Source organism: Escherichia sp. E1130 (assembly GCF_005781065.1).
In the GTDB taxonomy this organism is placed as follows: Bacteria; Pseudomonadota; Gammaproteobacteria; order Enterobacterales; family Enterobacteriaceae; genus Escherichia.
The window spans coordinates 1-21,184 of sequence record NZ_VATL01000008.1; the positions used below are offsets into that span (position 1 = coordinate 1).

Below are 21,184 nucleotides of genomic sequence, written 5' to 3' on the forward strand. Positions count from 1 at the left end.
CACTGGATGCTTTGCCTGCCATGAACCCTGACAGTAAAGCCGGAAGCGCTTCCCACTCAGCCTGTGACATTACGTTTGCATTTGGATCAAGTGCAAATGCCTTAAAATCATTCTTGTTAGCCATCAGAGTAATACCCCCCAAGCGCCGGTATCGAAACCGCCGATATATTCGTTATCCATATCAAACCCAAAAAATTTCGTTCCTTCGGACGGTGTTTCTACCGAAGGTGTTTCAACGTCACCGGCCCATACGCCAGCTGCTTTAACGGTGAGATAGCCCTGTTTAATAGCGGCGATCAGTTCAAGAGACACATCTGAAATATCAGTCTCAGGGAATACCCAGACCGAAATCGTCATGTCCTGGTTATCGACGATTTGCATTTTCAGGCCAGAACCTGCTGTCGCAGCGTCAAGAATGGGTGGCAGCGAGTCGTTCCGCCCGTCCCAGTTGTTAATAGCGATTTTCGCTTTCAGAATGATGCGGTAGGTGTCATCGCTCAGCGACGTATAGCCCGAATCCGGGTCATATGGCCCTTGCCAGACACCTTGGTCATATCCCAGCCCATCGGTATCCCAGCTGAAATAAACTCCGGAAATAGGCTGGCTGACAATGCGGCTGCGCCCAATCCATAGCCCGAGCGTGTCGAGCTGCACACCGACAGCTGTATCGATATCGAAAGCAGAGACAAGGCCGCCCATGCTTTTGGAAATATCGATAAGCGGTCGGGTGCTCAGGTCAACGTGATCGAAGAATTTGGGCTTGGTCGCGTGGTAATTGGTGATCCTGTCCGTATATTTGCTCATGAGGTCACCGTGAGAGCGATATTATCGGGCTTACAGGACGCTGATTCGTTGTAGGCAATAACGATATTTGCCGCTGCCACCGAACCGGAAGACTTTCCGATCAACAGCTCGGTAATGTCGTAATAGCGAGCATTACCGCCGCTCACCACACCGAGGTTCGCCGGGGAGTAAATACGGCTCAACAGCACTGAATCACCGATCGTCAGCCCGTTGATGTAGTCCGCCACCGCCTGCTGAATCTGCGTGCCGATTTGCGATGTGTAACCGGTGAAGGCCTTCAGCGTGATGTGTCCGAAAACAGGCACGTCGGTTGAGCGAGAAAATCCGACATCATGCGGGTTACCGTATTTGTCCGGTACAGAGACAACAGTTGATCCGTAGGGAGTCGTTCCCTGCCCCTTATTCCCCCTGATGGCCTGGGCTATTGCCGTTGCATCCCCACCGTCGACAATGGCTGCAATGGAATGAGGCGGCAGTCCGTTGCTGTCAGTTGTGCCCTTGTCGTTTTCGTAGAGCTTGTGACGTGTCACACCAGCAACGTTGGCAAGAGCGCCATCAACAGCCTCAAACGGTGTAATCGACGGCAACGCAACGCTTTGCCCCTGCCTGACGCGCAGCTCTGCGTCAGTTTCTGCAGGTTCGCCCACTGTGGCCGCCGTCGGGTTCGTTACCGAAGTCCAGCCACGAGTCGGCGTGTTAATGGTGGTGATTGTCCCGGCCAGCGCCGCTACCGCACCGCTATTCGCACATGTGGCCGTAACGATAACTGAACCTCCATCAATGACCACTGAAGGTGGAAGATTCCAGATCACGTTATTGTCGTCTTTAACCGAGCCGTTCGTGATGGTCGTCCCGGCGGTTCCGGTCAGCTGCAAATCTACGGTAGAGTTTGTCGCCCCATTACGGGCGATACCGTTAATTTTTACATTGCTGGTCAATCCGGCACCGTACCCGGTCGCAGGGGAAAAGCTGTTGTAGACACTGATGGCTGAGTTATTGGCATCGTGGATCGCCAGCGCTACCAGCGACACAACTTGTCCGTCCTTGCTGTCCGGGTCAATGTACACATCAGCGCCGTAAATCTGCTGAAAAAAGCTCGTCAGGGTATCGATTATCGTCTGAAAATCAGGTGCGCTAATACCCTCAGCGGTTACCGTTGCCGATAAGCCGAGTGTGTCCAAATTGAGGGCCATTTATGCCTCGCTGGTTACTGTCGTTGTTCCGTAGATGGTGTCGACTGTGGTTGTGAACTCAACGCGCCGCGTCGTGGTGTTCACTGTCGTATTGAAAGAGAGAATGGATTTCACGCCACGCGTTTCGAGAATGCGCTGGCGTATCGCTAGGTTGTAGGTTTCCGGTTTTTGCTTACCGAGAACGGACTGGATCCACGGCGTGCCTGCCGTCGTATCGAGGAACCATTCCCCATACCATAATTCGAATCGCGTTTTTATCGCCTGCGCCACAGCCTCTGGTGAGTTAATCAGCCAGGTATCATCACCGCTGCCAAAGGTATAATCACCGTCGGCATCTTCACGCCGGTATCGCATGTTTAACCTCCCAGCGGCGCGGTATTGCTGCCGCCACTCTGTACGCCACCGTGCTTGTGTTTGTCGACGATAGAACCATCCACCAGCTGCAGGCGTCCGTCAGGCAGTATTTTCAGCCCATTCAGGTCGAACCCTCCCGGCGCGGTACCGGTTATCGCCCCGCTTGATGGGTTTAGGCTCAGCTTGGTCTCGCCATCGTCACTACGCAACTCCACGCCGCTGGTGCTGATACCGCCGATTTTCTGCGCCTGCGACTGTGGTCCGACAATGCAGAACGCATCTGATAAATCATGCACCCTATCGTCGACGGGCTCCTGCACACCGCCGCTTTGCCACCAGAAATCGATGCAGCGATCGGCAAATATCACCAGACATTCATCACCGGCCTTCACCGGGAACGTTAGCGTGCAACCGCCGCCGCGCGGAAACACCACCGGCACATCCACCAGCAGCGGATAATTATTCGTAATGCGCTTCCCGTCGTTATCGGTTTCAACCGAACGGATAGCAGGCTGCACTACCGCAGTTACTGTTCCCGGGTCGAATGACTGAACGATTCCAGGCAACGCGACACGGATCTGGTTTTTTGTTGTTTCCCGCTCAGATTTGAGGGTTTCGGCAAGATCGCCGCTGCGGGTCTGGTCAGATACTGCCATTTGGTAGACTCCAGAAAGCAAAAAACCTCGCCGAAGCAAGGTTTGAGAAGTGATTGTAAATATTTACAGGGAGTTACTTAAACATCCGATAAGTTACCTGTCCGTTAGGTTTGGTCAGGCTGCCATAGCACTCAATTGTATGAATAACCTTAACATTAAAATCATTCAGCCCTGAGTAATGAAGAGTGAAGTAATACTGCTTTGGACTCACCGTGTCATCTATGCCACTTTCTGTTTGTTCCGTATCAAACGTCTCAGGCCTAGTTAGGGTATTTCGAGCAATATCCTTGCACGCGAAAATGACATTATTTTTAGCAAGAACATCGACAGGAAGCTGGTTCTTTTTAGCCTCATCAGCAAGTTCTTTTTCATAAATGGCCTTACGCTTAAGCCTTGCAGTTTCTTTTTCTTCTGCTGACCGGATGGCCGCCTTATCACTCTCACTTCTTGATTCAGCAGGCTTACTTCGCGCCTGACTCGCTTGATCTTCCTCTTGGCTCGTATCAAAAATCGCATACGCCGCAAATCCAATCACAGCCAATAACGCAATCCTTAGCATTTTTGTGAACATGGCCGTCAGTCCTTAATATTCTTACACGGAAACGAGCCAATTACTCTTGGAGCATCCATACTGTTTTGGAGAAGCTGGACATTCAGGAAAGATTTCCCGTTACGCTTCACAAATTCAAAGCCATAATTGTTGCCGTCACGCGCAGGCATCAGCCCCATATTCCACACAGCCTTAGATTCATCACCTTGAGCGCCGAGGTATTTTACTTTTTGACTTGTGACTAATTCGCCGTTAATACGCACAAGGCCTTCAGCATCCGATAATGTCATCTTATAGCCGCCGCACTGGAAAGCTGCGAAAGAAGGTAACGAAACCAATAGCCCAACCAGCAACGCATATTTTCTCATCATCCACCCCGGTTAAAAGCTTCCTGAGTTTTAATATCCACCGCACCACGCGCCTCGCACATCATATCCATGTACCACGCTTGGCCCCTTGTGTCGCCAGTGTACATAATCCCGCGTACAATATAAACGCCATCCGTGGCGATGCTGGCTGTCATTTGCTTGGACACTGGCAGCGCTACGTTCGAATTGCCGTTTATGGTATCGTCGAAATAACGACCAGCCGTCATGGATATGTCGTTACCCGGTAGCGCTGTTTTGTATACCGACGCTTGATCCAGCTGAATGAGCCCGTTAACCCGGATGTTCGGGTTTATCAGCGCGCGAACGTTCACACCGTTACCGATGGTCTGCTGCGGCATGCCGATCAGCCCGGTGGCGCTGTTGAGCACAATCGCTTCGTGAACATACTCGTTATTCGCCACCATCTGGCGCTGACCGTCCACGAACAGCCAGGTTGCACCACATTGTCCAGCCACGTTATCCATAAGATGCCGGGTCATACCAAACAGCACCCGGCCCCGGGGGAATACGGTGGCAGGCATTTCAGCCGTCAGGCCTTCAGTCGCACCTTTAGCCTCAAAATCTTTCATCAACGCGCGGTTCACATCTGCGACCGTATAACCGGCTGCCAGCGTCTGCGAGGTTATGCTAGTGGCAAAAGCCAGATCCGTATCCGCTGCCTGAATCAGGACATAGGAATCAATGGGATTCTCCTTACCAGTCACCGAGTATCGAATTTCGCCGCTGTAAATCAGCCCATAGTTTCGCCCATCGCTCTGACCCACATCTGCCGCGTCAACCTCTCGCACCTTTCCGACGTCGCTGGCCGATACTTCCGGCGCTATGCCGTCGTAACCGGCGATCAGTCGCACCTTTGAAAACTCTTTACCGGTGATCCGATTTGAGGTATCGGCTGACAGGTTGTAAATCTTGAAGGTTCCCAGCCGGGACGCGCTGCTGATGTTGAACCAGTCGATCGTAAAGGTCACCTTAAAATCGCTAAGCTCAATGCCCTTCCCATTCTCGTCCACGAGCTGCAGCTCGAAATGTCTCATCCAGTTCAGTGACATGTTTACTCCGTTGATACCAGTAAATGACTGCGGCCGCCCAGGTCGGTTTTCGTCGGATAATCCTGCGCGCTGTCGTCGCAGACCACCACCAGCTTAAAGCCCAGCCTCATATAGGCATTCTGCGCCAGCAGGTCAGCGCCGGTGACAAGGGGAATGCCGGAGATAACCGGCTCCCCTCTGTCGTTCTGCAGGTCCATAATCCAGTACAGATCCCGCCAGTTGATGCTGATCCGCCAGGTAGCGCCTGCGATATTGATACTGAACTGCTGGTTATCCGCCGTCAGCGGTATTTCCTGAATAGCCATTAACCCAGCCCCAGTAATGACACACCTCTTTGCAGCAAGGAGCTGTTAGGTGGCTTCGTCGTTTTAGTGCCGGTGTTCAGTACCGCAGAGGTACTTACACCATCTTTCATGTCTGTTTTATCCGCCACGCTGATTTGTTGCGTTTGGGATATAAGGACTTCGCGCAGGGTGAGAACGGCGGACAGGACATTTTCGGTCGTCTTATCCGTCGTCACCTCCAGCGCGCGGATCAGCATGTTGCTGTATAGTCGCTTACCAGTCACCACATCGAAGGGGATTCTGCTATTCTGCAGCTCCAGTAACTTCTGATACGTCTCCTGCGGGCTAAGGCCAAGACTCAGCCCGATTTTTGATGTGTCGGCAAAATCCAACAGCGAGCCACCACCAGCAAAACCGACCTCCATCGTCACTTCAGACGGTTTTTTATAGGCGTGGTCAGCAACTGCGGCCCCGACTTCAACGGGGTGCTCTGTGATTTCCAGTGTGTCGCTGTGCTTCTCAGAAATAACGACACTTGGAATTATCAAATCGTAACTTGGACCGAATCGCCTAGATTGCTGATGAAACAGCGTAGAGAGAATGTCCATTATCCCACCTTCGTCTGGTTGCCGCGCATCACCTGGGCGTTTGATGACTGCTGCCGACGTTCGACTTCATTACCGACCGCCCGGGCGTCACCACCACCGTAGATGTGATACGTGTTCTGCTGGTTCACCTCTGGCGCTCTGCCATACCCCGGCATGTTGCTCATCACTTTAGGGATGTAGTTGCGGGTTTCCTGAGGCATGAGGGCCATCCCGTGCTTTTGCACATTCCCTATTCCCCAGTTGTAAGACGCTAACGCCTTACTCAGGTCGCCGCCGTTCGCCTGAAGTAACTGAGCCAGATATTTCGCAGCAGCCTGCGCTGACTTCTCTGGGTCGAAAACATCGTTCCCGCGTAAGCCCATGTCGCGCGCGGTGCCATCCATAAACTGAAATAGCCCCTTTGCACCAGCGCCAGATGTTGCGAACTGATTACCGCCAGATTCCGTAATGGCAACGCTTTTCAGCAGCCCGGCGGGAAGTTGATAAACTGCCTCCAGTCTGTTGAGCATAGGTCCCATCCAGTCAAGGAGAACTTTACCCTGAGCGGTCGCGCGCGGACGTTTCACTGACTGTGCGTGCTGTTCCGGTTCGTCGTCTGAAGGCCCTGATTCCCCGCGTAAACGTCTGCCCACACTGCGGGGATCCCACCCCGTTTTATCTTTAATCCAGTCAGCAACGCTATTAGCGCTATCCTCCACCATCGGAGTGGCGCTCGGCTGTCCGCTGCCTTGGTTAAGTAGCTGCTTGCCAATGCTGGCGGCCTGCGCCCAGTTCCCGTCTTTAATGGCATTCAGCAGGTCGGCAATCATGTTCAGCATCTTGCCGAACTCGCCCATTTGCGAAATAAAGTTATCGAAATCCCATTTCAGGGACCACGATTTCGGGTCTATGCCGAGCAGCTTCGCCAGCGCTTGTGTCAGATCTTTGACGGTCTTTTGCAGGTCGCCAATCATCTTGACGGCCTGGTCAACCTCTGGCTTCCACTTCTGCCAGTCAATCAGGCTCTGACCACCTTCCTTCCACGTTTTGTAATCTTCCCACAGCAGCGCTATCCCGGCGGCCAGCGCCGTAATTAAGCCAATCGGGGACATCCAGAAGGTGCTGTTCAGAATGCGCAGCGCGATGGTCAGCGCGCCGAATAAGGCGATCATCTCACGCGTCTGTTTATCGAGCGACTTCCACCAGGTAAGAAGATCAGACGTCCCCTCAATCAACCGGAAGAACAGACGACCAATAATATCCCCGAGCGCCAGAATACCCTTGATGGCTTTCGTCAGGGTCTGCTCGATGCGCGGGAAGTTATCCAGAATGTGGCGGCGCAGCGTGTCCAGCGAACCCGCCAGACCACCAGCAAGATTAGAGCCGATTTTGTCACGGGCCATGCCTGCCATCGCGCCGAACTCGCGCAGGGAGGTCATGAATTTGTTGGAGCTTCTGGCCGCTTCGTCAGCATTAAAGCCGATAGCTTTCGCCATTGCGCTGTACTGCCCGGTGAAACCGCCCACACCCCGGCGCATCGCCATGAGGGTATTTTCGTCAATACCCAGCATCTGCGCATACTGGTTAGCCCTGTAATACGGCATGCTGCTGAGCTTCTGGCCGACGCCCGTAAAAATAGCGGCCATGTCACGCATGTTACCGCTGGCGTCACGGGTCTGTACGCCCAGACGGTTCAGGAAACCTTCCGCTCCGGGGTTATGCCGCATAAACCGGGCGAGGCTTTCCAGAGAGGAACGCGCCGCGTCGACGCTGCCGCCCACCTGCGAAACCGCATAGCCAATAGACTGAATCCCCTGAACCGTCGCGCCGGTGCGCTGTGACGCCCAGTAGAGATTATCCAGACCGGAGGCGATCTTAGCCGTGAAGGCCACCACGGCAAGCGCGGCACCTTCGACAGCCAGCCCCATTTTGATGGCGTTTGCGGTCGTACCGGCGAGAACAGAGTCGAACTTTGACGCGCCCGCTTCGTCGATATCGAAACCGAGCGAAACAAGGAAATCTTTAATAGTCTCAGCGTTCATTATCCTCTCTCCATTTCTCTATACGGCGCTGGTTGTCTGCCTTAACGGCCAGGTGGTCATTCATCAGCGCGATATCGCACAGATCGACTGATCCATCCTTCAGCGCGTAATAAGGGATTAACCCGGCGTCAACCGGGTCAAGAAGATAAGACAGCCCGTCAGGCAGGCTGTTGAGGGTTAACCCTGAGGCTGGCCCGGCGTCGCGCTGGTAGGGCTCACGGGCAAAAAATTTCCCAGTGAATCGGCGACCACCCGCGCCACCAGCTGCAGCATGGTCAGCAGGTCGATATCATCGAACATCAGCTGACCGCTGTTGAATACCGGCGTCCATCCGTCCATGTGCTTGCGTGATACCACGGCCAGGCACGGATGAATAATCGCGTTGGTGTCTTCTTCGGTCAGGGAAGACAGCTCCTCAGCGATACGCGGGAGCAGGGTTTCAAACACCGGTTTCAGCTGATCGAATTTCACAGTGTCGATTTTGCCATCAGCAGGCAGAAGGGAGCGAATGCTCCCAAATTCTGACATCATTCCCGCCAGCACCGGCAGCAGTTTGCGGGTCACTTTCAGCTGGTCAAAAACGCTGAGTTTCGCCACGCGGTAATCGTGGCCTTTGATTGAGCATTCCATCTGTTAAAACTCTCCGAGAACCTGGTCGATTTTGCCGCAGTCAAACACCCAGGGCATCGTATTACCGGCCTTAGCGTTGGCGTTATCCGGCTGTTTCTGGAACGCCACGCTGCGCGCCGTGATGATGTCTCCGCTCACCTTGTTTCGGATCACAATGACGTTGTTTCCCCAGGTGCCTGAGGACTGACTCTGCGCGTTGTACGCCAGCGACAGCTTTTTGTTTGTCGGCGAGGTCTTCAGCAGGTTGACGGTTACCGTGCCGCTTTTATCTGCGTGCAGGCTGTGCATCACTTCGCCATCAGCACCAATTGTCATGGTGTTTTTAGGACCGCCCATTGCAACGGTGATCCCCTCCTCTGAACTGGCGGAACCGTAGCCCAGATCAATCTCGCCGGTCGGGCCGGAGAGGGACGCCGTGACGTCCATAAAAGAATAAGTAGCCATTCATGTTCTCCTTAGCGAACGACGTTGATCTGCACATCAGCGAAATGAACCGCACCCGCCAGCTTACAGGCCACCTGAATAACCGGTGCCTTACGGGCTTCGCGGTCTGCCTGCGCCTGCTCGGAAATCGGCTGCGCGTAGACGTAATAGCCTTTTGTCAGCGTATCGCCGGAATCCAGCTGCCCGATCGGGCCGCCATTCCATACACCGGCAGCCACCAGCCCGTTTGTGACAGACTGATCCATCGACTGTTCGACATTGGAAAGGAGGCGCGTAACGCCAGCATCGGTCTGTGGGACTTTGGTTGTGCTGGTGTAGAGCAGGTTATACAGGTTGGTCTGAACGTAGTTCTGCAGCCAGTCGAGCCCGTGGCGCTCATCGAAGAAATCGCCGCTGGACATGACGCCCTGCTGCAGGATTGCCGTATCGTTTTCGTAATACACGTAGACGTTACAGTTTTTGTTATCCAGCGCCTTAGCCTGGCTGAGGTCCAGTGTCTCGTAGGTGATACCCGGCTCCTGCTTGAATTTCAGGGTAATGGTGGTGTTGCTGCCGTTGAAATTCACCGTGAACGCGCGACCAAATGCAGACAGCGCGGCGTACTTGCTGCTGGTGGAATACTGCACAAACGTGCGACCGTATTTTGCCGCCTTCAGCTTATAGGCGAGATCGGTTGTGGATGTCGTGTTAATCGCTTCCGAGTCTTGAGTGGTAATTGCCAGAATACGACTGAGGCTGGAAGCTTCGATCGCGGCGGCCACGCTCAGCCAGTCGGCATCATCGATCTCTTCATCATCGGCTACGCCCAAACCGTACCAACTCGTGTAATTCAGTACAGCGTTCACGGCCTGCTGCAGCGTTTCCGTAGAACCGTCTTCAGCCGATACCAGCGTTTTAGCCCAGCGACCAACATACACCTGCTGAGGTTTCGGTGATTGCGAGAAATACACCGTAGCGGCTTCATATTCCGGGCTATCCACACCGAAATCTGTGCCTATATCTTCGGGGGATGAGTAAAGGCGAATACGCTCAGTAACCGGGATAACCGTTGAGCTCCCGAGAATGAGCAGCGAACCAAAGTTTCGACCAGTAGCCGCACGCGGCCCAATGATCACGTCGACATTGACGACGTTTGATACAGGTAATCCCTGCGGCATAATTTAGTCTCCGAAAAATGAGACGGGCGCATCTTGCAGCGTCCGGACGTTGTAGGTACGAATGTTTTTGCGGGACAGCGTAATGGTGAGGTCGTATCGCCTCACCCACTGGTTATTAATGAGTTCTGGCAGGTTGTAGATAGTCCCGGCGTCCACCAGCGAAAGCCCCGAGCGGTTCAGCTCGGCGTTGTTTTGCTCGACGAATATTCCCGCGCGGAAAGTTGATGCAGTGTTGGCCCCCAGAGGGCCATAGAAGCAGCAAATCACCGTTACCTGTTCCCATGTCCATTGCTCGGACTGTTCTTCCGAAACCTGAACATCGGACTGGCTCAACGGCTGAGGAACGGTAGTGATACCGAAGGCGCACCACGTTACCCCGTTGTTGGGGATCTGCGGCTGCGGGTCAGTCCATCGGGGGAAAACAAGAGCGGCCGGCAAGCCAGAAACACCACGAATCCACCGGCTGATTTCACGCTCCAGCGCCTCGTCGTATTGGGGTAGATCCCCGACAGGCGTCAGATAACCGCGCGCGTTGCTGTCGTTACTCAACTGGCGTCCCTCCGTTAAAGTCCACCAGCTCACAATGCGCCTGGACGAATCCGGCGCCGTAACTGGTATACGGGTCGACAAATGTCACCCGGTAAGCACGCCCGTTATAGCTCACGATATCGGCATCAAGTCGCGGGGCACTGTCTGTACCAGGCTGGCCCTGGGTTAATCGGAACTGCGTCACGATGAGGATCGCGCCGCTGATGTTCTGGCCTGCCGCCATTCGCCTGGCTTCCAGAGAACGGTCAACCGTCACCACTCCAGAGAACGGGATATCCTGAGCTGTGTTTTTCGTGAAATTGTCCTCATCCACCGTCTGAACCTGCCGGTGACACACCAGACTGGTGTCCATGAAGTCGGGATCGAGAAGAACATCGCTCACATCGAGAAGAGGCATTATTTTTTCCTCACGACGTAGTTAATTGAGCGCAGCAGGTAACCGTGGGCATACAGCGGTTTTTCGCCGGGAATGCCCTCGGCCCTTCTGCGTTCGAGGGTTTTCTCAGAAAGTGGGTGCAGCCGGTCACCAGCCCCGATAACGGCTTTTGCAGCGTCACGGGCAATCTGTCCGGCGCTCTCCAGCTCACGCACTGCTGCTTCAGTCTGCCCCTCCAGCGCGGCGGTTGCCGCTGCCTTGAGGTGTGCAGTGGTTCGGGGTTTTGAATCCTCGATCCCCATATCCAGAAAAGGACGCGGGGGAAGCGTGACTGTCGTACCGTCGATTTCCGCCGTTGCACCCGTCGAGTGGAGATATCCCAGTTCCGCGTTATTAATCGGAGAGCCATCCTCACGCCCTGCCTTGTCCTCAGGTATTCCTACCAGCACATCCATTCCGGATAGCTGGCGGAGGGATTCCAGAACAGCCACGGCGTTATCAGCACGAACCGTTAACCCACTTTTCATAGCAGCTGCCTGCCACCAGCACCGAACATCGACCACCACCAGTAGAACTCGCGCCCGTAGGCGGTGCTGTTCCAGAAACCGGCATCCGGATTGATTACCCCGGACACGTCATAGCTCACTGAAACCTTATCCACGGACTTAGAGGACACTACACCTGCAGCGCCGTTGCTGTTCACACCACCAGCGGCAGCGGCGGCCAGCGTGCGGCCGCGCAGCTCCGTATAGTGAGCTGTGAATAGCTCGGCCAGGTAGACGAACTGATCGCCCTGTACGTCCTGATTCAGGAGTGAATCGGCCTGCCCCAGATAGAAATTCACTGAGGGGTCAGGGTAGCGGGTTTTATCGGCGAACTCGGGAAAGTCGGTGCGGAACTGCTCGTTAGTCGGAAGCCTGCTGTTTTTTGGCATTTTTCGCGTCCCCGCCGGTGTTATCGGTTTTGTCCGTGCTGTCGGCAGGTTTACCGCCTGCTGGTGCCTGAGCGGCTGCCAGCTGCGCTTTCAGGTCGGTGTTTTCATTCCCCAGCGCGGTGATGGTTTTTTCATGCTCAGCCAGCTGCGCTTTCAGGGTGTTATTTTCTTCTGCCAGGAGAACAAGGCTCGCGGAAAGGTCTTCATTGCTCTGCTCGTTCGCCAGGTCGGCCTCGTCAATCGGGCGCGCATAGGCTTTAAAGGCCCAGTGGTCCTTAACTTCTTTCGGGAAAGAGGAACTGTCGTGAATGCCCTGAGACAGCTCAAATTTAGAACCGTCGGAAAAGCTGAGAGTCGCGCCACCGGAAACAACGTATTTCATGTTTTTGCTCCATAAAAAAAGGCGGGTTTCCCCGCCCGTTTCAGGTTAAGACGCCGGAACGTCCAGGTAAGAGATCGTATTGGAATACGGGGTTTCCACCTGGCCCAGCTTGCCGTAGTAAGTGGTCAACTGCTGCAGCCCGCGATACTCCAGCGGCGTGTTCAGCAGAGGAACCATTGGGAAGCGAACGTATTTTTCGTCCTGGGTGTAAGCAACGATACGATGCGCGCCACCAGCGCCACGCTTGGAGGCCCACTTCATGGAGACGATCTCCAGTGGTGTGCCGTTTTCCTGAAACGCGATGGTGTTAATCTTCACGTATTCCAGCACAGAGATATTCCCTGCAGAGGAAACCTTTTTGCTCGCCAGCAGGCCGAACAGCTCCGGCGCCAGACCGATTTTCGCCGGGCAGACCGCATAACCAGAACGAACCCAGCCATCAGACAGCACCAGGTTGATATCCTGAACAATCACATCCGGATCGGTAGTAGCGGTCCATGCTGCAGCTGCAGCGACAGGGGTAACATCCGGCAGGTTCAGCAGGCCAGGAACGTCGAGTTCGCTATCACCGATGTAAACCTGTTCGTCGGTGTCCATGTTCCACTTCAGCTTCATGCCTTCGTATTTCTGGACATCAACCGGACGGCCCAGTTTCTGGGCAGAAGCCAGTTCCGGCACCGTCCAGCTGATTTCCTGCCCCCACAAGGTGAGGTTGTTACGGGTAGGCTGAATATCGAGTTCGATACCAGGAATGGCAGTAGCTTTTTTACCGATCCAGTTTTTACCGTTAGGGTTTGGACCACCAACGCCAACAAAATCGGTATTAGTGAAGGATGACACTTCATCAGCGATAGAAATATCGCTGCGCAGCGGCATGTCGCGTGACCATTTGTAGGACACTAAAGGCATGTTCAGCGTCTGATCCATGCGCTCCAGTTCGCCGACGAGAAACACGCCGGTGGAGTCGATGGTCGCTCTGTCAATTGTAAACATTAATTATTCCCTCAGATGTTATAAGCGATTTCAATACGGCCGTCGGCTTCACCCGGCCCCATGACCTCTGCATTTGGCAGCTGAGGTGTATTTGATGCGGTAGAGTCCGGAGACAGCACAAAGGAGCCAACCGGGCTTTGAGTGGTGCCACCAGCCACGCGAACGTAAACCGGATCGCCTTTTTTCGCGGTCGCCGCGTTGCCTGCGGTAGCAGTTACGCAGATGTAACCGCGTTTCAGGTTGTCACCAACCTGATTAGCCGTCACACCGATGTAAGCAAGGTCCAGAGCAGAGGTGATCGGGAACGGACGAACCAGAATCCCTTTCACTTTGCTGATGGTGTCGCCAGACTCCAGCGGAACGAATTTATCGTTCACGTATTTACCTGGCAGCCCGTAGGACGCGAACTGCTTCGTGTGGTCCAGGCTAATCGGCTCGATGGTGAGATCACGAGGACGGGTAACGCCCCCGGCAATGCCCAAGGGCATGCGCGTTAAATATGCAGTACCTGCCATGATGATTTACCTTATTTGTTTTTTGCCCAGAATTCGGCGTTGACCTTGTTCAGTTCTGCCGGGGAAAGGTGCTTAGTGCTGATTCCGCTGTCTGTGGTGCGGGTGATGTTGTTTAGCGGGGTCAGCTGATTTTTCGCCTTATGCAGCGCCACAGCGGCAGTAAACACCGCATCGACCGTAGCCTTTGGCGCTTTGTAGAAATCATCCACGCCGAACGATTTCAGGCTGTCGCCGGTGCGCATTGCATGACTCAGCACCTGACGCTTCAGGCTCTTATCGCCAGCAGGCTGGAAGCCAGGGCAGATAATTTCCGCATCGGCGATCAGGTTGCGCTTAAAGGCTGCATCACCTGTCACTTTGCGGTTTTCTTCTTCATCTTCGTCGGTGGTCATGTTACCCGGGTCCGGATCGCCGTCGGTGGTTTTACCCTCCAGCTTTTCCAGACGAGCCAGCAGCGCTTTCGCCCAGGCCGGAATTTCTTCATCGCCGGTGCCGGTTTTGTCTTTGTTCGGATCGCCTTCGTCCGTAGTGGTGCGATTGCCTTCAGGTAAGGCTGTGGCCTGTGAAGGAATGTTGATGGTGATAGAGGAACCGGGGATTGAAGGCATGCCATCAGACGGCATATCCGGCGCTTCGTCGATGAGTTTTGCCAGTGCATCCTCATCTTTCGTCTTAATGGCCTGAGCCAGTTTTTTAAGCCATGACATTACAGGCTTCTCCTTTGTTGTTGATGGGATGGAATCCCCGATTGCACAGCGGCCACCAGCACGCCCCCGGTCGATGCCGACAGCGAGGTGGTTACCTGTGATTTGGTATTGCTTGCCCTTACCGGGTGCCAGCTGCTTGTACTGCGCGTCATAGCCACAACTGACATCGGTCAGGCCTGAATTCACCGCGTCGATTGCTTCCTGGCGTTTAATCAGCACGTCAGCAATGAGCAGATCCGATTTCTCGCCGGTGCCGCGCCGGACGTTCTGAATGTGTCCGTGTGCCAGCTCTGCGAAGTTAGAAGGGTTCACGAAAACGATGTTGCCCAGGCTGTCCTCTGGATGCCCCAGCGTGACGGCTACGCCCTCAAAGCTCGCCATCGTCTCCGGGGAAAACACCTCGTCTTCCGTTCGCCAGACTGTCACCGTGCCGGTGCCGTCCGGTTCGAGGTCGATTTCCTCAGGTAAATAGACCTGCGTCCCTGTGCGTGCGATCGGCACGTCTTTACACAGCAGCGAGCCGTCCGCCTGTAGATAGCGCGTTTCGCCCAGGCGTGTAGTGAAGAAATATTTCATGGGTTACCTGCTCGATTACGGGCAACAAAAAGGCCGCCCGGAGGCGACCTTGTGAGATGGGAAAAATGTTCGAAATAACGGGCTATTTAACATAAGGGTTCTTACCCGCACCGACGAAAATGGACTCGATTAAAATGTCCCCTTAAAGCCGTAAAAGTAGCGATTAACTGGGCTGAAAATCGGCCTTTTCGAATACAACATTTTCATAACATTTCGCGGGTATTGCAGTTCGCATGAAATGAATGCTCAAAGCCGTATTTTTCATTTTCTCGGTGCAGGAATCTGTACCTCAGGCCAGCATTCGCAGTTCGGTAAACATCCGGCGTGCCCGGTCATACCATCCAGCGTTGGAGGGTTATCCCAGCGGACAAATTTATCTTTCATTTTCCGATGTGACGGGCGGGTGCCAGCACCATGAATACGCCACCAGTAACCCTCTGAGCCAACCGAAAGGGCTCTGGCCTGCGTCAGCGCGCCGGTAGCTCGTCCAATCTCTGTACGGGCAATCAGCTGCGCCCTGCTGGCGGCCACGTCACCGGAGGCCATAATCATCTCGTAGAGCTGATCCGGACGTTCGCCAGTGATAACCGCCTGCATTGCACGCTGTTGTATGTCCATCACGCGATCGGCAGCTTCCAGCGGCAGGGACTTCATCAGCTGAATCTGGCGGTACACTATATCCTGCGCCACCTGCCCGACGGGGGTATTACCCACCACATCGCGCAGGCCAGCGCCGATTTCCTCTGATACCGATTTCCACAGATTCCATTCCTCCTGCTCGACCTGGGCAAACATCCTTCGCCCGACCTGCTCTGCCCAGTCGCTGATTACTTCGGAATAGTCCACCAGCGTTTTCGAAATGCTGTCAGCGCTAGCCTGTGAACCATCGTAGGTACCATCGACGATCTGCCCTATCTGGTTTGCTATCGCCAACAGGCTTTTTCGATACTGGATCTCCGAACGGCGGCGGAGGGATGGTTTCAGGTTCATCCTCCTCCCACTGGGCCTTCGCATCTTCTATGTCCTCGTCAGTGATAGAACCACCGATGCCAATCACATCAGAAATGTTCCTGAGGTCGTTAAGCGCTGCTGCAGGTGGCATCCCAAGGTCACGAACGGCGGTACCGAGTGCGGTAACCACATTATTCGCCATCGTTGCGCGGTCCACGTCTGACATCTCCCAGAGCTTGTTAAACTCGAAAGTAAAATCGTCAGGCAGTGGTTCACCGAACAGAGAACGCCAGGAGATATCGAGCAGCCAACGGATATGTCGGCGTAAGCGTCTCTCCTGCAGCGAGTTAACCCGGCTGTAGTAGTTTTCCAGATCGCCGTCGCCGGTGTTGAAACCTGCAGGGGATTGCCCGAACAGACGGACGAGAGGAATTCCCGTCGCGCCGGAAACCTGCTCAGCAAAGCGCAGAAGGACATCAGCGATACCCGCAAACGTATAGCTGTGGGTTTCGAACTTATCCTTACCATCCATGATGGTCATGCCTTCGATGGTCTGGAACTGACGTATCATGTCCAGGTGCTTCATCAGCGCCTTTTCAAGGTCGCCTCCGGTAGCAAGAATCTTGCGCAGGTCTTCAATGCTGTAGGTTCGCAGGTGCGCTTTGTGGATCAACTGTGTGGTGCCGACCGTCGCAGTATCAAACGCCTCGATACGCTCGAAAATACGCTCCACAACAGACATCCCCCAGCCGTTTTCCGTCTGGGCCTGCTGGAAAGGAAGCGTATCGCCCTCCATGCGGATAACGCGGCTATGGTGAATCTTCCAGGGGGGAATCCCCTGCTGGTTCGTGATTACCTTGTAATATTTCGGTTTCCCGAAATCGGGACCGTAATCGGTAACGAGATCGTAATAACTCGGGTTAACCATCCAGCGGTCAAGGCTCATTACGCCCTTAAACTGCCCCTCTTTGATGCGATCCAGTTTCAGCGGGGAGGACATATCCTGTCCTTCAAGCAGGACCACCAGCACCGCTCCACCGTACAATCGTGACCATTTGAGGTTATCGTTAAGCCCATCCCATATAGCGAGCTCATCCCAGAAGGTTTCGAGCTTACCCTTTTGTCCAGGTTTCAGCTTTGAGCTGATGTTAATCCCCTTACGGGTCATATCATCGGCCATCGCATCCACACCGGCACCAACGAGGAACGATGAACGATACGCAAACTCCAGCATCACCCTGTTACGGCTGATGTACCCGGGCATGTACATTCCGCCCGTCTGTATGTTTCTGGTGTCGCTGCCAAGTTTGGCCGTGAAATTGTTGTACCCGTCAGCTGTCGCAACGGGCTTTTGTGCGCCGTTCTGGCGTTTCTTACGGGACATGTCACGCTCCGGCCAGTTTGGCCCAATTATCAAGAGAGGAATCCATCGGCGCGTAGTTAATCATCACGGCGTCAGCGAGGTTCGGCGATTTTGTGCCTTCCGGCTGTTTATCCACGAGGATTTTACCCACGGCGTTTTTCGACCATGTAGGCTGTGAAAGCTCCATCAGCAGGCGGTCAATATTTTCTATCTCGCTGCTTATCGAAATGATTTCGTCGGGGTTGTAGTCCATCCCGTTCAGCGCGCGGAAGGTGTTACGAAACAGCTTACGAAGATGCCACCAGCTCTGTGCTTTCGCGTTCGCGAAGAAGTCTTTATTCAGGCGCGCCGCTTTACCGTTATCACCAGGAACGGCTTCATCTTCCGGATCGAATACGCTACCGCTACCACGGAAAGGCGTAGCTGTGATTGTTCCCCGGCCTTCAGCCTGCCTGAGCTCGTTTATCACGCGAGCATCGCCACGCGCACCAGCACCCAGACCGTCCTCATCGAAACGGAACTCATCCAGACCGTAATCGTCACAGTACCCAAACGATTTAACGACAGAGGCGTAGATGTCGCTGCCAATGCCAGACCATTCGTGAACGTTCTGCAGAAGGAAGCCATAGCGGCAAGAAAAACCGTTTTTGTCTTTCCCTTCGTCTGCAATATCCATTGCGCCGAGGCGCTGGCCGCTGGGCTGAATACCCAGTTTGATATGTGCGTCGACGGCAGCCTGTACCCATTCAGAAGGAATGAGAATCCCCTCTGTGGATGCACTGTAGTTCAGGTCCAGTTCCTGAGCAACGATAATCGGATCATCAATTTTCAGACATTCGTTGCGGTACCACTCATCATCCTTGCGCGGGTCGCTGCGCCAGTGGAACGTAAACACCGGGATATTTCCGCTGTGACGCTTACGGGCAAACGGGTTATTCATGCCGTTGACGGATGAGAGGTCTATACGGCAGCGGGTCGTCTGAGAGAGCGCAGCATCGATGAGTAATGGCCGTTTGAGGAATGCCGACTCATCCACGAAATAAAGCGTGGTACGGTCACCACGGCCAATGTTATCGCCAGCCTCTCCCTTAATGACCGCGCCCGTTTCCGGGAACTCCACGCGCATGTAAGGAGCATGTTTTTTGTCACTCCATGAACCGCGAAACTCTACCGGCAGCAGCTCGACAAACTTACGCGCTTTCCAGAACAGTGCTTTCGGGTCGCCGGTACTGTCGACATATTCCTCTTTACGGGAACCGAACCCGATCACCATTTCTTTGTTGAACAGGCAAAGCGAACAGGCCAGACCGATAGAGGTCCAGCTCAGCCCCATTTCGCGGCTTTTTTCTGTCAGTCCATGCTCAAGACTGGCGCGCCTGTCCATGATCCAGTTAATCCATTCCTCCTGGCGGGGAAACAGCAAAAACGGGATGGTCGCAGGCAGGCCATAATCGAGGTTGCGCGGGTCTGTCGTCATGCCCCAGTCGATGATGAACTGGGCCGGGTTAGTGCGGTAAAACTCACGGAGTGCCGGAAGCATTTCAGGCGCTTTCCTGATCCGCTCCAGCCTCTCCATTCTCCACTCAAACACGGCGGTATAGTCCGGTTTTCGGAAGTCAAAGGGGAACGGGATCGGCACAGAAAAATTCCTCAAAAACGCCCCAATTTAACATAATGGTCGTTACCCGCACTGGCGCAACAGCACCCATCACGCAAACGGCGTGAAGCCTCTGTTTTGAAGAGAAAAGTGGTCAAATCGGGATGAATAAAACGTGCATAAAACGGGTCAAAAAGTGCATAGCGTTTTTACGGTTCGAAACGCCTGTTTTTGCAATTTTCAGCCCATGAATTTTTTGTAGATATCTGCGACCTCATGCGGGGACAGGTTCGCCGCGTCGGCTTTGGCTGCCTCGTCCATATTGGTGAACGATTCGAAAATTTTCGGCGCTCCAAGCTCCATAAGCAGGGTTTCCGGAACCTTTATTCCCTCAGCCTCAAGCAGCTGCGCCGCCTGCAGCGCGGTGTATTTACCATCTACCTTGTGCTTCATCACCTCACGAAGCACATCACGCTGACGGTCCTCTTCCCCATAAACACTGCGGCCGAGTCCAAGAGCTTTGGCAAACACCGCAACATCATTGTGCGTTGGTAAAACATCCTCGACGGTTGTTTTCAGTCCATCAGGGGATTTGGTGACAATCTTTCGCTTCCGAACGTCCAGGCTTTTACCTGCAACGTTGTTAATCTTTTCCATCAGAACTTCGCGAGCCTCGGTAAAGGCACGATTAAAGTCGGCGTGTTCCTTGCGCCAGTTGCGGATAGTCGCCTCGTCAATTTCCAGTCGCTGGGCAACCATACGGTTTGAGATCTTGTTACGGGCCAGAGCCATATCAATAACGATACCGACGTAGGCCTTCTTAAAGCTATTTTTACGGGCCATACGCTTACCTGAAATCGGGTGCTGTTTATATTTTGTTCAAAATTATTTTTCCGCATTTTGCGTGCGGAATAATTCTGAGAAAAAATCTGCTCCGGGGCCGCAAGCCTGCTGGGTTTGAGTGCGGAATTAAAAACGTCAAAAAATGCGGAGTTATCAATTTTCCGTAAAAACTGCGATTTTATGCCCGGAGGCCGCGCAGAATGGGGAGATAGTGGATCGCCCTAATATTTCCACTATGTGGATAACTCAGTCCAAATCCATCTCCACCACTTCACCGAACAGGTGACCGTAAACGTCCATTGTGGTTTTGATGTTCGAATGCCCAATAAGTCGGGAAACCTTCAGAATATCGACGCCTTTGTTTGCCAGGCGAGATACAGCAAAGTGGCGAAGATGATGGAATCGCTTAATGCCATAGTCGTTCAGGGTTCTGACGAGAACGCCCTGAGTGCCGTAACTGGTAGCAAGGCATGCGCCGGTAAACTGATTGCAGATAAGAGGCTCAGAGGAACCCAGCTTATTTTTATCCAGCAACGCGAAAAGCTCACGCGGCATCCGTACCCGGCGCTCCACTCCTCTTTTCAGCCCCTCATGTATAACGCCGTCAACAACATGCCCCCGGATGTCGATCCAGTCGGCTGACACGTCGTTATAAGTAACCGCCAGAGCCTCACCGATACGCAGGCCACAAATCCCGAGCCAGCACGCGATACGCTCACGAACTGGCGCGTTATTCAGTAGCTCCCTGACCGATGATGATGGCGGTATGGTGATGGGTCGACGCTTCCGGCGCGCTGGACGGTCAACAGGGTTAAAAGTGATGAGCCGCTTTTCCACCAGCAGGAAGAAAGCCGAACGAATCCAGCGATGGCAGCCGGTGCGAACCGAATCAACGATATCGCGATGGCTGATATGGAGAATATTTTTTTCCAGTATCGGCCCGTCTACAGCGAGAAGATCGTGACGGCATTTCGTATATGACGACAGCCGTATGATATTTTTTTCCAGCTTGCCGGCCTGATACCCCAGATAAAACAGAATTAACTTTCGGAAAGTCCAGGAATGGTCTATTCCGGTCCAGCTGGCGGTTCGACAATCCAGCTCAATATTCTGTTTTTGCCAGAAAAGATGTGCGGCATCATCAATATTCTTAAAGATGCGGCGGCGCCCATGACCGGATTTTTCATCCTTCCAGTGGACGTAATATTTTGATTGTCCATTGGCATCAGTGGATTCTTTTATCGAAGCCATACTGAACA

Annotated in this window: 27 protein-coding genes and 1 pseudogene; all 28 read right to left on the bottom strand. The window is 53.8% G+C overall.

What is annotated here, in order from left to right:
• Nucleotides 1-124 (bottom strand): annotated as a pseudogene (locus tag FEK66_RS07990) (phage tail protein); the annotation flags it as partial.
• The gene (locus FEK66_RS07995; RefSeq protein ID WP_138211440.1) at nt 124-804 is read right to left on the bottom strand and encodes a DUF2612 domain-containing protein; all 681 of its coding nucleotides are present in this window, start codon (nt 802-804) and stop codon (nt 124-126) included. The gene FEK66_RS07995 and the pseudogene FEK66_RS07990, both read right to left, overlap by 1 nt.
• The gene (locus tag FEK66_RS08000) at nt 801-1,997 is read right to left on the bottom strand and encodes a baseplate J/gp47 family protein (protein WP_135494698.1); all 1,197 of its coding nucleotides are present in this window, start codon (nt 1,995-1,997) and stop codon (nt 801-803) included. Before FEK66_RS08000 ends, FEK66_RS07995 begins: the two co-directional genes overlap by 4 nt.
• The gene (locus tag FEK66_RS08005; RefSeq protein ID WP_135494701.1) at nt 1,998-2,351 is read right to left on the bottom strand and encodes a hypothetical protein; all 354 of its coding nucleotides are present in this window, start codon (nt 2,349-2,351) and stop codon (nt 1,998-2,000) included.
• A gap of 2 nt (nt 2,352-2,353) precedes the next feature.
• Nucleotides 2,354-3,007, bottom strand: coding sequence for a Gp138 family membrane-puncturing spike protein (locus FEK66_RS08010; RefSeq protein ID WP_135494704.1), 654 nt, complete (start codon nt 3,005-3,007; stop codon nt 2,354-2,356).
• A gap of 73 nt (nt 3,008-3,080) precedes the next feature.
• A complete protein-coding gene (locus FEK66_RS08015) occupies nt 3,081-3,578 on the bottom strand; it encodes a hypothetical protein (protein WP_135494706.1) in 498 nt (165 codons plus the stop codon).
• Nucleotides 3,579-3,583: 5 nt separating this feature from the next.
• Nucleotides 3,584-3,925, bottom strand: coding sequence for a hypothetical protein (locus FEK66_RS08020; protein WP_135494796.1), 342 nt, complete (start codon nt 3,923-3,925; stop codon nt 3,584-3,586).
• On the bottom strand, nt 3,925-4,995 hold the full coding sequence (locus FEK66_RS08025; RefSeq protein ID WP_135494709.1) for a hypothetical protein: 1,071 nt from the start codon (nt 4,993-4,995) through the stop codon (nt 3,925-3,927). The genes FEK66_RS08020 and FEK66_RS08025 overlap by 1 nt, the downstream gene beginning before the upstream one ends.
• Nucleotides 4,996-4,997: 2 nt before the next feature.
• Nucleotides 4,998-5,300, bottom strand: coding sequence for a hypothetical protein (locus tag FEK66_RS08030; RefSeq protein ID WP_135494712.1), 303 nt, complete (start codon nt 5,298-5,300; stop codon nt 4,998-5,000).
• The gene (locus FEK66_RS08035; protein WP_135494715.1) at nt 5,300-5,887 is read right to left on the bottom strand and encodes a phage baseplate protein; all 588 of its coding nucleotides are present in this window, start codon (nt 5,885-5,887) and stop codon (nt 5,300-5,302) included. Before FEK66_RS08035 ends, FEK66_RS08030 begins: the two co-directional genes overlap by 1 nt.
• Nucleotides 5,887-7,908 (bottom strand): transglycosylase SLT domain-containing protein, encoded by a 2,022-nt coding sequence (locus FEK66_RS08040; protein WP_135494718.1) that lies wholly within the window; start codon nt 7,906-7,908, stop codon nt 5,887-5,889. The genes FEK66_RS08035 and FEK66_RS08040 overlap by 1 nt, the downstream gene beginning before the upstream one ends.
• Entirely contained in the window at nt 7,898-8,074 is a 177-nt protein-coding gene (locus FEK66_RS25960; RefSeq protein ID WP_024131618.1) for a hypothetical protein, read from the bottom strand. Before FEK66_RS25960 ends, FEK66_RS08040 begins: the two co-directional genes overlap by 11 nt.
• An 11-nt stretch (nt 8,075-8,085) precedes the next feature.
• Nucleotides 8,086-8,538, bottom strand: a complete 453-nt coding sequence (locus FEK66_RS08050) for a phage tail assembly chaperone (RefSeq protein ID WP_135494721.1) — start codon at nt 8,536-8,538, stop codon at nt 8,086-8,088.
• A 3-nt stretch (nt 8,539-8,541) separates the two neighbouring features.
• The gene (locus tag FEK66_RS08055; RefSeq protein WP_000257260.1) at nt 8,542-8,982 is read right to left on the bottom strand and encodes a DUF3277 family protein; all 441 of its coding nucleotides are present in this window, start codon (nt 8,980-8,982) and stop codon (nt 8,542-8,544) included.
• An 11-nt stretch (nt 8,983-8,993) separates the two neighbouring features.
• Complete coding sequence (locus FEK66_RS08060; RefSeq protein WP_135494724.1) at nt 8,994-10,139, bottom strand: DUF3383 family protein; 1,146 nt, start codon at nt 10,137-10,139, stop codon at nt 8,994-8,996.
• Between the two features lie 3 nt (nt 10,140-10,142).
• Nucleotides 10,143-10,688, bottom strand: a complete 546-nt coding sequence (locus FEK66_RS08065) for a hypothetical protein (RefSeq protein ID WP_135494798.1) — start codon at nt 10,686-10,688, stop codon at nt 10,143-10,145.
• The gene (locus FEK66_RS08070; RefSeq protein WP_032625723.1) at nt 10,681-11,085 is read right to left on the bottom strand and encodes a hypothetical protein; all 405 of its coding nucleotides are present in this window, start codon (nt 11,083-11,085) and stop codon (nt 10,681-10,683) included. Before FEK66_RS08070 ends, FEK66_RS08065 begins: the two co-directional genes overlap by 8 nt.
• Nucleotides 11,085-11,591, bottom strand: a complete 507-nt coding sequence (locus tag FEK66_RS08075; RefSeq protein ID WP_135494727.1) for a hypothetical protein — start codon at nt 11,589-11,591, stop codon at nt 11,085-11,087. The genes FEK66_RS08070 and FEK66_RS08075 overlap by 1 nt, the downstream gene beginning before the upstream one ends.
• Entirely contained in the window at nt 11,588-11,998 is a 411-nt protein-coding gene (locus FEK66_RS08080) for a DUF4054 domain-containing protein (RefSeq protein WP_023150225.1), read from the bottom strand. Before FEK66_RS08080 ends, FEK66_RS08075 begins: the two co-directional genes overlap by 4 nt.
• Nucleotides 11,970-12,380 (bottom strand): hypothetical protein, encoded by a 411-nt coding sequence (locus FEK66_RS08085; RefSeq protein WP_088728362.1) that lies wholly within the window; start codon nt 12,378-12,380, stop codon nt 11,970-11,972. Before FEK66_RS08085 ends, FEK66_RS08080 begins: the two co-directional genes overlap by 29 nt.
• 45 nt (nt 12,381-12,425) lie before the next feature.
• Entirely contained in the window at nt 12,426-13,373 is a 948-nt protein-coding gene (locus FEK66_RS08090; protein WP_135494730.1) for a DUF2184 domain-containing protein, read from the bottom strand.
• A gap of 11 nt (nt 13,374-13,384) precedes the next feature.
• Nucleotides 13,385-13,888 carry a hypothetical protein gene (locus FEK66_RS08095; RefSeq protein ID WP_135494733.1) on the bottom strand — a complete coding sequence of 168 codons (504 nt, stop codon included), beginning with the start codon at nt 13,886-13,888 and terminating at the stop codon, nt 13,385-13,387.
• 11 nt (nt 13,889-13,899) lie between these two features.
• Entirely contained in the window at nt 13,900-15,171 is a 1,272-nt protein-coding gene (locus tag FEK66_RS08100; protein ID WP_135494735.1) for a DUF2213 domain-containing protein, read from the bottom strand.
• A 261-nt stretch (nt 15,172-15,432) separates the two neighbouring features.
• The gene (locus FEK66_RS08105; RefSeq protein ID WP_135494800.1) at nt 15,433-15,966 is read right to left on the bottom strand and encodes a phage minor head protein; all 534 of its coding nucleotides are present in this window, start codon (nt 15,964-15,966) and stop codon (nt 15,433-15,435) included.
• A 76-nt stretch (nt 15,967-16,042) separates the two neighbouring features.
• The gene (locus FEK66_RS08110) at nt 16,043-17,506 is read right to left on the bottom strand and encodes a DUF1073 domain-containing protein (RefSeq protein ID WP_045354463.1); all 1,464 of its coding nucleotides are present in this window, start codon (nt 17,504-17,506) and stop codon (nt 16,043-16,045) included.
• 1 nt (nt 17,507) lies between these two features.
• A complete protein-coding gene (locus FEK66_RS08115; RefSeq protein WP_023150218.1) occupies nt 17,508-19,124 on the bottom strand; it encodes a hypothetical protein in 1,617 nt (538 codons plus the stop codon).
• A gap of 198 nt (nt 19,125-19,322) precedes the next feature.
• Nucleotides 19,323-19,925, bottom strand: a complete 603-nt coding sequence (locus FEK66_RS08120; protein ID WP_138211441.1) for a hypothetical protein — start codon at nt 19,923-19,925, stop codon at nt 19,323-19,325.
• A 246-nt stretch (nt 19,926-20,171) separates the two neighbouring features.
• The gene (locus tag FEK66_RS08125) at nt 20,172-21,176 is read right to left on the bottom strand and encodes a tyrosine-type recombinase/integrase (RefSeq protein WP_048214540.1); all 1,005 of its coding nucleotides are present in this window, start codon (nt 21,174-21,176) and stop codon (nt 20,172-20,174) included.
• Nucleotides 21,177-21,184: the final 8 nt, after the last annotated feature.